Consider the following 12,868-nt stretch of genomic DNA (forward strand, 5'->3'; position numbering starts at 1 on the left):
TTTTCTCATATTTTAGTATATTTCTTATTAGAAAAGGATTATTTTATATAGATTACTATAAGCATCCATAAAGCCAAGGCGCCAATGATAGTCAGCGCTATACGTGTAGATAGAACCCTGAATTCAAAGTCTGTTTTCTTGGAGAATTCAAGATCCCCTTTAGAACAATTCCAACACCTTTATATAGGCTAAATTCTGCTCTTTATTCATACAAACATGGCATATTCAATGCCCATCCTTAATCAACATATTTCTCTACGAAATGAAATTTTTATATCATTCTTCGTCATCATCTATCCGCACCAGCCGAAGTCGCTTTGTACTATTACCGTACACTTTTTCATAGTTTGGAGCTAACATACACCGAAGCCAATTTAATGATTTATTCATCTTTTCACTAACCTCTAAAATTGTCCCCTCTGTAATAAAATAATCACCTTGATACAATGTATACTCGCTTGTCCCATGGAATCATCATTATTCCCCTCCTTATTTAAATAGCGTTTTTGTTTCAAATGAGGCTCTCATTAATTTGGACGCATTTACCAGTATTTTCACCAAAAAAATTCATAATATCGTTAATTAGTTGAGTACGTCATTACTTGACTATTACCCTTAGGAGCTCCGCAGACAATCGGGGTTTCTTTTATTTAAATAATGATTTTGTTTAAACTTTACAAAACTCACCTATATTAATAAAATATCTTCTAAAATTCCTATTGAACATTTATAATACTTTTAAACGGTTTAAATTCTACAATCAGTAATGGAGGCATTTTAATGGGAAACATCCCAAAAGTATCATCACAACAATCAAATCCTAAGATACCCTCACAGCAAGTGAACGCTAACATCAAACAAGGTAATAATAAAAAAACAAGACGCCGTATTATAACTACTTTAGCTTTTATATTACCTATAATTTTTGTCCTTCAATATTCTCTTAATAACCAACAAGAAATGATTAAAGAAAAACAAATCACGGTTAATACGGAGCAACAAAAATTATCTTCTTTAAAGAAGGATGGTCATACCCTTAAAAATGATGTTAAAGTTTTAACAGGTAGTGAAGAAGAAGTTTTAAAATTCGCAAGGAAACTGTATGGATTTTCCAAACCGAATGAAACTATATTTCAAATAACTGAATAAAATTACACTGCATTTTCCAAAAGTCGATATAAAGATAATCGCCTTTTTATATTTAATTTCTAAAGTAATCATATTAATATCTCTTTCTATCAAATAACTATTTTGTTTAATTTATTAAAATACAACCGCTTGTCCATTTCACTTTGCTCTATCATTACATTTACTATTAGTAATACGATTTTAAGAGGTGATATATAATGGACGAGTTTTTATCTTTTGCTGCACTTAATCCGGGTTCTATTGGACCTACACTTCCACCTGTTCCACCCTTTCAATTCCCTACTGGTCCTACTGGAGCTACCGGTTCTACTGGATCAACCGGTTCAACCGGACCAACCGGACCAACCGGACCAACCGGACCAACCGGACCAACTGGATTTAATCTTCCTGCTGGGCCTGCATCTATTACCTTGACTTCTAACGAAACCACAGCATGTGTATCCACTCAAGGAAATAATACTTTATTTTTTTCGGGTCAAGTATTAGTAAACGGTAGTCCTACTCCAGGAGTAGTCGTCAGTTTTTCATTTAGTAACCCTTCTCTTGCTTTCATGGTTCCTCTTGCTGTCATTACCAATGCTTCAGGCAACTTTACCGCTGTATTTCTAGCCGCTAATGGGCCTGGAACAGTAACTGTTACTGCTTCACTTCTTGATTCTCCTGGAACAATGGCAAACGTCACTATTACCATTGTGAATTGTCCGTAATGGTTTTATTTTTAAGGACTAAGCAATTTCTGATAAGATGAGCACTGATTTACAGTGCTCATCTTATCATTGGGATGTTCCTTTCAAATGAAATTTCGTAGCATCCAACGAATGGGATCTAGTTACCACTAATAGAAATGTTCAAGTAACCTCCATTCATTATCTGTTGTCCTTTTTGAAAGGAATTGTTCCGTACAACAGGTTCTATTTAATCTACACCCCACTAAAATAACGCTTTTATTAAGAACTAATGATCTTTATATTCCTTAAGCTTGTCACCACAAGTAATTTTTATAATTAGTTAAATTCTCAATATAGTTTGTGTATATAATTCCATTCAAAAATACATAATACCCACGTAACTATTTAAAAAGACATCGTTTTTATATCTAAGTTCAAAAAGGAGCTACATAACTTGGATAAGAAAAATCTATTAAATCAACAACTTGATTATGTGTCATCGGATGCGCTGAATACTCCTAGTAAAGCCCAAGAGCAGATGCAAGAAGCATCTCAGGAGGCACATGATTCAAACAAAAAGGACAGTACTCAAGCTTTACATGGCGAAGATTTACCAATTTCAGATGTATATAGAACAACGAACAATCAGTAAATTTAAAAGGGAACAATCTTAAGAACAAGTGAACTTAATTCTTTTCCCTTTTCCTATTTAAATAACATTTTTATATGGAACCTGTACACATTTTTGACACATCCACTATCACAATCTCCTGAAAATTCGTGATAATATTAATTTGTCGGATACGCCAAATTTCGACATTGAACGACAATATTATCTCCCTTATTGAATCCCTGTCCCCCAGGGATTTCTCCTTTTATTCATTACTTTTTTCTTCACTAAATTTTCATTCTTAACAAAATCCAATCACTCCATTGAATAGACAGCCACAGTATCCTATTTTGATAAAAACTAAAAATAAACAGACATACTTAACACTAATAGTAGATTTTTTAACTTCAAATTTACTTTTTCTCTCGTATCTTTTTGTAAACATTAAAAATGAGCTCTATTTACATAGAGCTCATTCGTAATTTTATAATTTGCTAGACTGTAGTCCTTGAATAAAGGGTACTACTTCAGGATTTACTAGTGACGATAAATCGCCTAACTCTTTTCCTAAGTAAGCTGCTTTAATAACACGTCGCATTACTTTAGAATTACGTGTTTTTGGTAAATCCTCCACAACGTGAATATCTTTTGGACATAATGCTTTTCCGATATGAGAATTTACTAAACTCATTAATTCTTTCTTTAATTCTGCTGTAAATATTACACCGTCTCGTAATACTACAAAGCAATGACAAACCTCGCCTTTAATATCGTCAGGTACACCAATTGCAGCTGCTTCTATTACATTATTATGTTTCACAAGGATAGATTCATATTCAGCAGGTCCAATACGTTTTCCAGCAATGTTTAACGTATCATCTGAACGGCCTGTAATGATATATTGTTCACCGTCATAAATGACCCAATCCCCATGGACCCATTTATTTTCAAAGCGTGACCAATATGTGTTTACATAACGCTCATCATCTTCCCAGAAACTCTTCGTCATACCTACCCAAGGTTTTTCTAAACATAATTCTCCGACTTCATCACGAATAGGTTTACCTTGATCATCAAGTACAACCGCTGCCATCCCTGGTAAAGATGCGTTAAAACTAATCGGTGCGATTGGCTTAACAAGAACATTTCCGAAAATCCCACCTGAAATTTCAGTTCCTCCTGAATAGTTACAAATTGGTACTTTCCCTTTTCCAACCGTTTCAAACAGCCACATCCAAGGGTCTGGATTCCAAGGTTCTCCTGTTGATGCGAATACTTCTAAACTCTTGAGTGAATGTTTATTTACATATTCATCACCTTTAGCCATTAACGCACGGATTAATGTTGGTGAAATCCCTAGGTGAGTAATTTCATATTTATCGACTGTCTCCCATAAGCGGTCTGATTCTGGAAAGTCTGGAACACCTTCATACATAACCATCGTTGCTCCATTAATTAAAGAGCCAAATAGTAAAAATGGTCCCATCATCCAGCCCATATCAGTTACCCATAATACACGGTCACCTTGTTTTATATTCATTCCAAACCCTGCATCAAATGCAGATTTTAGCGGAAAACCAGCATGTGTGTGTACTGTTCCTTTCGGATTACCAGTCGTTCCTGATGTATAAATGAGCATTAATGGATCATCACTATGCATTTCTTCAGCATGTATAAATGGTTTTTCTTTTTCTAACGTACTCCATGAATAATCATAATTATGCGGTGTAAAATCATTTCCTGCATGACGAACAATTACCACCTTTTCAACAGTTGGACAATGTTCACAAGCTTTATCTACTTCATCTTTTAAAGAAACAATTTTCCCGCGGCGTGAAAAGCCATCTGCGGTAATAATCATCTTTGAACCAGCTGCTTGTACACGTGTCATTACTGCATCCGAAGCAAAACCTGAGAATATTGGTGAAATAATCGCTCCAATTTTCATTACTGCTAACATAGCAACAACTGTTTCAGGAATCATTGGCATGTAAATTGTTACACGATCACCTTTTTCAATACCAGCATATTTCAAACCGTTGGCAACACGGCTTACCCAGCTGTCAAGCTCTTCATATGTAAATGATTTCGAAGTTCCATTTTCCCCTTCATACATGAGTGCTGCCTGTGTTTTCGTTTTATCATCTGCAAGCCAGCGAGATAAAGCAGATTCTACAACGTTACAAGTACCCCCAGTGTACCACTGTGCAAACGGTGTACCATTTTCTAAATCTAACACTTCTGTATATGGTTCCATCCACTGATAACCAACTGCTTTCTCAGCTTCTCCCCAAAACCACGCTGTTTCTTCAATTGATTTATTATAAAAGGCTTCGTAATCTTCATAACCTAATGATTTCATCCAACTAAATAATCTCGTTTTTTCTTTATATTCTTCTGTTGGAAACCAAACTGCTTGTTTCAATGTTTTCCCCTCCTTGACTTATTGAGCAAGAAAGCCCTTAATAGGGCTTTTAAACTGGATATACAGGATGTTTACGATCCGTAAATACTTGATATTTACTCATATACATTTCGAATCGTCCTTTTAACTCTTCACGTAAATTGTTTGGATGAACAATACCATCAATCACCATTTCTGATGCTAAATGATAAATATCAATATCCTTCTTATACTCTTCACGTTTTTCAGCAATGAAGCTAGCACGCTCTTCTTCTGGTAAAGCTGCAATCTTATTTGCATATACAGCATTAACCGCTGCCTCTGGACCCATTACTGCAATAGAAGCTGTCGGTAATGCTAAACAGCAATCTGGTTCAAATGCTGGACCTGCCATTGCATATAAACCAGCACCGTATGCTTTACGAACAACGATAGAAATTTTCGGTACAGTTGCTTCACTCATTGCGGAGATCATTTTTGCACCGTGACGAATAATACCAGCACGTTCTACTTTCGTACCAATCATAAATCCAGGTACATCCGCAAGGAATAATAGTGGGATATGATATGCATCGCATAAATTAATGAACTTCGCTGCTTTATCAGCTGAATCATGGAATAAAACGCCGCCTTTCATACGCGGCTGATTTGCAATAATGCCAATTGGCTTACCGTCAATACGTGCTAAACCTGTAATTAGTTCTTGAGCAAATAATTTTTTCACTTCAAAGAAAGAACCTTCATCAATAATTCTGTTAATGAGATCTTTCATATTGAAAGGAGCATTTTGATTTTCTGGAATGATTTGTTCTAACGTTTTATCGAACTGTTTCGGCTCTTGAGGTGTAATCAATGGAGTCTTTTCTAGATAGTTACTTGGGAAATATGAAATGTATTGTCTTGCTTGCGTAATTGCATCTTCTTCTGTTTTACATAAAACATCTCCGCATCCTGATACTGAGCAATGCATACGAGCTCCGCCCATTTCTTCTAAAGTTACCTTTTCGCCAATAACCATTTCGGCCATACGCGGAGACCCTAAATACATAGATGCATTTCCTTCAACCATCATAACAACATCACAAAATGCTGGAATATATGCACCACCAGCTGCTGAAGGACCAAATAATAAACAAATTTGCGGCACTTTACCAGATAATTTCACTTGGTTATAAAAGATTCTTCCTGCACCGCGGCGTCCAGGGAACATTTCAACTTGATCTGTAATACGTGCCCCAGCGGAATCAACTAAATAAAATAACGGCACACGTAATTTCTCAGCCGTTTCTTGAATACGTAAAATCTTTTCAACTGTACGTGCTCCCCATGATCCAGCCTTAACAGTTGAATCATTTGCCATTACGCACGCAGTACGACCATGTATTTTACCAGTTGCAGTTACAACGCCGTCAGCTGGTAACCCGGTTTGTTCACAATTTGCAAATAATGCATCTTCCACATATTCACCATTATCGAATAAAAGAGCTAAACGATCTCGAACAAAAAGTTTTCCTTTTGCCTTGTTTTGTTCATGATATTTCGGTGCCCCGCCTTGCTTAATTGTTTCAACTCGTTCTTCAAATGAATTAGATTGTTGTTTTTGATCTAACATATTTACTCCCCCTTATACATTGGTTTGCGTTTTTCCTTGAATGCCTGTAATCCTTCTAATCTATCTTTCGTATGGATTACGCCCTCATACGCCTGTTTTTCCATTTGTAATCCGGTATGTAAATCTACTTGAATACCATTTGAAATTGCTTCTTTTGCTAATCGAACAGCAATTGGACCATTTTTAGCAATTCGATCTGCAATTTCAATTGCTTTCTCTTCTAGTAAATCAGCTGGTACAACAAATTCTACTAAACCATATTCTTTCGCTTCTTGCGCCGAAATACGTCTTCCAGTATAAATTAATTCTTTCGCTCTACCGACTCCAATTAATCTCGGTAAACGCTGAGTACCACCTGCTCCTGGTATAATTGCAAGAGAAGTTTCAGTAAGACCTAGACTTGCAGTGTCAGAAGCAATTCTAAAATCACAAGCTAAGCTTAATTCAGTACCTCCACCAAGTGCGATTCCATTAATAGCAGCAATAACTGGTTGTGGTAATTGTTCCACCATCTCCATAGTAGAACGAATCATACCCACAACATGGCGAACTTGTTCTTCACTCATGTTGGCACGCTCTTTTAAATCAGCACCAGCGCAAAACGCTTTTTCGCCAGCCCCTGTTAAAATAACAACGCGCGTATTTGATTCTTCGTTTATTTGAGTTAATATAGTTTGTAATTCTTCTAATAATGCCAAAGATAATGAGTTTGCTTGTCTATCACGATTTAACGAAATCTTTACAACGTGCGGTGTAACATAGTCAACTGAAATATTTTGTAATTGTAGCATCTTCTCACCTACTTATCGTTTTATGTTGAAGCGCTCTATACACATGACTCGGTAATTGGATATTTAACTTACTTTGAATAAACTGACTAGCTCTCAATAACTTTTCTTCATCAATATTAGTTTGGACTCCCAACTTATGGAGCATATGTACTAAGTCATCAGTAGCAACATTACCCGATGCTCCTGGTGCATAAGGACATCCTCCGAGCCCACCACAAGAACTATCAAACGTTGTAATACCATGTTCTAAAGACTTAACTACATTTGCCAGTGCCATTCCATACGTATTATGAAAATGCATTGCAAACTGCGAAGCATCATACTTCTTTAATAGATGTTCTAATACTTGTTCTACTTGTAATGGATTCGCTACACCAATCGTGTCACCGAGAGAAACTTCATAAATGCCATATGAAAATAGTTGATTACATATTTCGTCAACTGCTGTGGCACTTATATCCCCTTCATAAGGACATCCAAATACAGTAGAAACATAGCCTCTTACCTTTTTACCTTCGAACGTTGCCTGTTTTGTTATATCTTCAATTACAGCTAATGCTTCTTTAATAGATTTATTAATATTACTTTTATTGTGAGATTCACTTGCTGATAAAAAAACATTCACCTCATCCACATTTTGCAAAAAAGCTCGTTCCAAACCATTTTGATTTGGAACAAGCGCTGCATATGTAACATTTGGATCCCTTTTTAGCTCAGAAAATACATCACTTGCATCTGCTAATGCAGGAACCCATTTAGGGTGAACGAATGAGGAAACTTCAACGTACGATAATCCCGCTTCTGTAAGTAGTTGAATCCATTTTACTTTATCTTTTGTGCCAACAATCTTTTTTTCATTCTGTAAGCCATCACGTGGCCCGACTTCTTTAATGACAGCAAAATTAGGTAGTTTCAATTCGCTTCCCCCTATATCTCCCTATTCAATTTCTAGTAATACATCTCCTTCATTTACAAAATCGCCTTCTTGCACATTAATTTTCATAACTGTGCCAGCTTCTTCTGAAATGATTGGAATTTCCATTTTCATAGATTCCAAAATGACGACATCCTGCTCTTCCTCTACTGTATCTCCTACTCCTACAACTATCTTCCAAACATTTCCTGCCATCGATGCATATACTTTCGTCATCATTTTTTCCCCCTTAATATTCATAAACCCTATTTTTTAACAAGCTGTTTCGTTACAAAACCTGTTGTATAAATACCACTTTTGAACACATCGTCTTCCAATACTTGCAGTAGCATTGGTGTATTCGTTTTAATACCTTCTACTTTTAACTCTTGCAGTGCATCCTGTAATTTTGATATCGCTTCTTCGCGAGTTTCACCATGAGCGATTACCTTCGCAATCATTGGATCATAGAACGGTGTAATCGTTACTTGATTCTCCAAAAAGTGATCAATACGTACATTTGTCGGTAAAGATAGCTCTGTAATCTTCCCAGGTGATGGGAAGAAAGTTTTCGGATCTTCTGCATAAATACGTGCCTCGATGGCATGACCACTACGTTTTACATCCTCTTGTGTAAATGATAGCTTCTCACCGTATGCAATCAGAAGTTGTTGTTCTACAAGATCTAAACCAGTAATCTCTTCTGTAACTGGATGCTCTACTTGTAATCTCGTATTCATCTCTAAGAAATAGAAGTTCTTCTGATCATCTACAAGAAACTCAACTGTACCAGCATTCGTATAACCAAGAGCTTTAGCAGCCTGTACCGCAACTTCTCCCATTGCTTTTCGCGTACCTTCATCTAAAAATGGTGAGGGTGCTTCTTCAATTACTTTTTGATTTCGGCGCTGCACTGAACATTCACGCTCCCATAAATACACTGTGTTACCATGTGTATCTGCTAAAAGCTGAATTTCAATATGATGTGCATCTGCAATATAGCGCTCTAAATACATTTCTCCGTTACCGAAGAAGTTCTGCGCTCTTGTTTTGTTACTTTCAAATGCTTTGGTGAGCGTTTGCTCAGTTTCCATCAACTGCATTCCAATGCCTCCGCCGCCTGCGGATGCCTTCAGCATTAATGGATAACCAATTTGTTTAGCAATTTCAATTGCTTCTTCAGCAGTTTCAATATTTGTAGTAATACCTGGAACTACTGGGACATCTGCAGCTTGCATTGCGATACGAGATTCGATTTTACTTCCCATCTTTGTAATGATTTCTTCTGAAGGACCGATAAATACAATTCCTTCTTCTTTACAGCGAATCGGAAAAGATGGATTCTCTGATAATAATCCGTATCCTGGATGGATTGCTTCAGCTTTTGACTTCTTAGCTATTTCTATAATTTTTTCAAGGTTTAAATAGCTTTCTTGGACACGTGGGCCGCCTACTAAGTAAGATTCATTTGCCATTTTTACATGAAGGGCATTTTCATCAGCCTCAGAATAAATAGCAACAGTGCGAATGCCAAGTTTTTGACAAGTTTTTATAATGCGAACTGCGATTTCCCCTCGATTTGCAATTAATATTTTTTGAAACATAGTGATTCCTCCTTTTTATCTACATCCTAAATGTCTTGCAATTACGAGACGTTGAATTTCAGAAGTACCTTCACCAATTTCTAACAGTTTTGCATCACGAATATGTCGTTCAACTTCATATTCACGCATATAGCCATATCCACCATGAATTTGTACTGCATGATTCGCTATACGACTTGCTGCTTCAGATGCAAACAGTTTTGCCATAGCCGCTTCTTTACCGAAAGGTTTATCATTATCTTTTAACCAAGCTGCTTTATGTACTAAATTACGCGCTAATTCCACTTCAGTCGCCATATCAGCTAATTTAAATTGAATCGCTTGGAAATTAGAAATTGTTTTTCCAAATTGTTGGCGTTCTTTCGCATATTGCAGAGCACGTTCAAATGCAGATTGTGCAATACCTACTGCTAATGCCGCAATTGAAATACGTCCTCCATCAAGTGTATATAAGAATTGTTTGAATCCTTTATTAACATCACCAAGAATATTTTCTTTCGGTACACGTACACCATCAAGTACGATTTCACAAGTATTAGAAGCGCGAACACCCATCTTATCGTAAGGACTTGTAATCGTTAATCCTTCACTTGTAGTCGGTACGATAAATGCAGAAATACGTTTTCTACCATTCTCTTCAATACCATTGATAGCGGTTACAATAATTGTATTTGCATACTCTGCGTTTGTAATCCAGCACTTTTCACCACTAATTACATACTCATCGCCATCTAATACCGCTTTCGTTTGTGTGCCTCCTGCATCTGATCCAGCGTTTGGCTCCGTTAATCCGAAAGCACCTAACGTTTTACCTGATGCCATTGGAACTAAATATTTTTGTTTTTGTTCTTCTGTACCGAAATAATAAATTGGAGAAGCACCTAATGAAATTGTTGCAGCGTAGCTTAAGCCTGTACCACCACAAGCGCGACCAATTTCTTCAACTGCTAACGCGTACGATACTGTATCGCCACCTGAACCTCCATACTCTTCCGGGAATGGGATGCCTAATAATCCTAGTTCGCCCATTTTTTGAAATGTTTCATATGGAAATTCCGCAGTTTTGTCATAATACACAGCTTTTGGTGCGATTTCCTTTTCAGCAAAGTCACGTACCATTTCTTTAATCATTTGTTTTTCGCGAGTTAGAGTAAATTCCATTCCGCTACACACCCCTTATCGAATATTGAGTTTCGACAGCGTGCGAGTTACTACTACAAACATTACTTCTTAAAAGACACGAATATTAGTTAGACAATTGCTACAATTCTGTCATAACTTAATTTTAAAACAGATTCTGTACCAATGCACAAAAAAATTCCTACATTGTTCTACAACAACATAGGATATTTCATGTCGAAATATGCATTTTTTTGTTTAATAATCTCTATTTTTTCCGAATCAGAAATTATCACTATCGTTTCTGAGGGTGTTTCGAAATATGTTTTTTAATAATACTTTTCATCAAATCAAATTGCCCACAATTTTAAAATAGTAATCAAATCGCTAAGTGTTTTTCTCCTCCATGCATATTTATAAAATACCTCAGCAAATGCTCATACTATTTTTAAACTGTGTTTTATAATAAAATATGCTCACATACATTTCAATTTGATAAATAGAGCGGCGTATGCATTAATAACTAATAAAAGATCTTCTCATGATTTTCAAATACTACCTTTACGTTAGTAACATTACATCCTAATTTTTTACCCTTCACTTTGTTATGTGCCATAAATAAAAATCTTTAATCAAGTTATAAATTTAAATGGCATTCATATTTCAATTAATTTCTAACGTTTTAGAATATGCGATTGTTAAAAGACTTTTAAAGAAATGTTCCCGAATAATAAAATTCGACAATCTCTTTTCTTAATCACATAATTTTAACGTTTAATTTAATCAATTTTTTTCGTTTTATTTCACGCCGTGTAACATTACCTTTATCAATTCGACTATTATCTAAAAAGCAATCCAATTAAATTCATAAACTGTGCGTATACTTACTCCTGCTTTTCTGCTAGAAAACTATCAATGATTTCGTTTTAAGTCCGCTACTTTTCAGGTCACTCCAAAGCGTTGTCCGATTCACATCGAGTTCTTACGTTAATTCATCCTGTGGCCTATTGTTATGTTTTTTTGTCTTAGCTCGTTTAGCTTAGCCAATATTATGTTACGCTCCTCTTCTGAAATAGAAAAAAAGCAATCGATTTTATATCGATTGCTTTGAATTTCGTGTATCTTTCGTAGTTCTTATTGAAAGTCTGTATTAAACAACTAGATTCACCACTAATACAGCATGATCAAACGGCCAAAGAGCTGTTATCGTTATATCCGCGTTTGAATTCAGATTTTCTAGAAGAATTAGCGGTAGGTGTGTATTAACCGGTCCCAACAACAATTCGTTCTCTTATGCAACTTGAGCAATCGGAGAATTTCACATAATTTATTTCATTACCTCCGTGGCGTTAGTCCATACAATATAAATTGAATCGTATTTTCAATTTCCGCTTCATCATCCCATTTCTCTTCAGGCAATAATAAAAACCTCGTTAAGAGAAATCCTAATACAGCTGATAAAGTAAGACGTAATACGGAAGATGGTGGCATTTCAATAATTTCCCCTTCTTCTTGAAACTTTACAATTAACTTTTTAAATTGTGAAAGCAGTTCTGTTTCTACTAATTGTTGTATTTCGCTTTTTAGTTCCGGCTGAAATGGTACTTCTTGAATTAGTATTTTTATCATTGGAAAGTGCTTTTTGGCAAATTCAAACCTATTATGAATTACTACTCTTAAAAGACCATCATACGATTCATAATTTGTTTTAAATATTTCCTTGGCAAAAGCTTGTATGAAAAATGGCGCAGCGAACTTTGTTAAGGTCGGCATCACAACTGCAAACAATAAATCTTTTTTCGTTTTATAGTAGCGGAAGATTGTTCCTTCCGCTACACCCGCACGCTTTGCAATTTCACTCGTTGAAGTTGAGGCGTATCCTTTTTCTCCAAACATATCAACAGCTGCCTCTAATATACGCATTTGACGTTCATTACGTTTATCAGTATTCGTTGCGGCAACTAATTCTTCCAGCCAATCCTTCTTCATTTATAATGC

The 12,868-nt window shown here is 35.9% G+C and carries 12 protein-coding genes and 1 pseudogene; 3 read left to right on the forward strand and 10 right to left on the reverse strand.

All coding sequences use genetic code 11. The features are described from left to right. Positions 1-276 precede the first annotated feature (276 nt). Positions 277-447, reverse strand: a complete 171-nt coding sequence (locus SJY24_RS17580) for a hypothetical protein (protein ID WP_377865634.1) — start codon at positions 445-447, stop codon at positions 277-279. A gap of 333 nt (positions 448-780) precedes the next feature. Between SJY24_RS17580 and SJY24_RS17585 the strand changes: the two genes are divergently transcribed. Together SJY24_RS17585 and SJY24_RS17590 are read left to right on the forward strand one after the other, a co-directional pair. After that, positions 781-1,149, forward strand: coding sequence for an FtsB family cell division protein (locus SJY24_RS17585; RefSeq protein ID WP_377865635.1), 369 nt, complete (start codon positions 781-783; stop codon positions 1,147-1,149). A 197-nt stretch (positions 1,150-1,346) separates the two neighbouring features. Next, a pseudogene (locus SJY24_RS17590) lies at positions 1,347-1,403 on the forward strand (exosporium leader peptide-containing protein); the annotation flags it as partial. A gap of 221 nt (positions 1,404-1,624) precedes the next feature. On the opposite strand, the gene SJY24_RS17595 reads toward SJY24_RS17590, so the two are convergent. Next, positions 1,625-1,840, reverse strand: coding sequence for a hypothetical protein (locus tag SJY24_RS17595; protein WP_000237377.1), 216 nt, complete (start codon positions 1,838-1,840; stop codon positions 1,625-1,627). Between the two features lie 431 nt (positions 1,841-2,271). Here SJY24_RS17595 and SJY24_RS17600 point away from each other — a divergent pair, with 431 nt between their 5' ends. Further along, positions 2,272-2,469 (forward strand): hypothetical protein, encoded by a 198-nt coding sequence (locus SJY24_RS17600; protein WP_377865636.1) that lies wholly within the window; start codon positions 2,272-2,274, stop codon positions 2,467-2,469. A 442-nt stretch (positions 2,470-2,911) separates the two neighbouring features. Here the strand turns inward: SJY24_RS17600 and SJY24_RS17605 are convergent, their stop codons facing one another. The 8 genes from SJY24_RS17605 to SJY24_RS17640 form a co-directional block, all read right to left on the reverse strand. Continuing rightward, on the reverse strand, positions 2,912-4,852 hold the full coding sequence (locus SJY24_RS17605) for an AMP-binding protein (protein WP_377865637.1): 1,941 nt from the start codon (positions 4,850-4,852) through the stop codon (positions 2,912-2,914). 49 nt (positions 4,853-4,901) lie between these two features. Further along, positions 4,902-6,443, reverse strand: a complete 1,542-nt coding sequence (locus SJY24_RS17610; RefSeq protein ID WP_098271584.1) for an acyl-CoA carboxylase subunit beta — start codon at positions 6,441-6,443, stop codon at positions 4,902-4,904. A gap of 2 nt (positions 6,444-6,445) precedes the next feature. Then, positions 6,446-7,234 carry an enoyl-CoA hydratase gene (locus tag SJY24_RS17615; RefSeq protein ID WP_377865638.1) on the reverse strand — a complete coding sequence of 263 codons (789 nt, stop codon included), beginning with the start codon at positions 7,232-7,234 and terminating at the stop codon, positions 6,446-6,448. A 4-nt stretch (positions 7,235-7,238) separates the two neighbouring features. Continuing rightward, positions 7,239-8,150 (reverse strand): hydroxymethylglutaryl-CoA lyase, encoded by a 912-nt coding sequence (mvaB, locus tag SJY24_RS17620; protein ID WP_002136444.1) that lies wholly within the window; start codon positions 8,148-8,150, stop codon positions 7,239-7,241. Positions 8,151-8,171: 21 nt separating this feature from the next. Then, entirely contained in the window at positions 8,172-8,387 is a 216-nt protein-coding gene (locus SJY24_RS17625; protein WP_001987345.1) for an acetyl-CoA carboxylase biotin carboxyl carrier protein subunit, read from the reverse strand. 26 nt (positions 8,388-8,413) lie between these two features. Then, on the reverse strand, positions 8,414-9,751 hold the full coding sequence (locus SJY24_RS17630) for an acetyl-CoA carboxylase biotin carboxylase subunit (protein WP_377865639.1): 1,338 nt from the start codon (positions 9,749-9,751) through the stop codon (positions 8,414-8,416). Between the two features lie 15 nt (positions 9,752-9,766). Further along, positions 9,767-10,912 (reverse strand): acyl-CoA dehydrogenase, encoded by a 1,146-nt coding sequence (locus tag SJY24_RS17635; RefSeq protein ID WP_377865640.1) that lies wholly within the window; start codon positions 10,910-10,912, stop codon positions 9,767-9,769. A 1,293-nt stretch (positions 10,913-12,205) separates the two neighbouring features. Next, positions 12,206-12,859 (reverse strand): TetR/AcrR family transcriptional regulator, encoded by a 654-nt coding sequence (locus SJY24_RS17640; protein ID WP_377865641.1) that lies wholly within the window; start codon positions 12,857-12,859, stop codon positions 12,206-12,208. Positions 12,860-12,868 lie beyond the last annotated feature (9 nt).

It is taken from the genome of Bacillus sp. R86525 (genome assembly GCF_042466195.1).
GTDB lineage: Bacteria > Bacillota > Bacilli > Bacillales > Bacillaceae_G > Bacillus_A > Bacillus_A nitratireducens.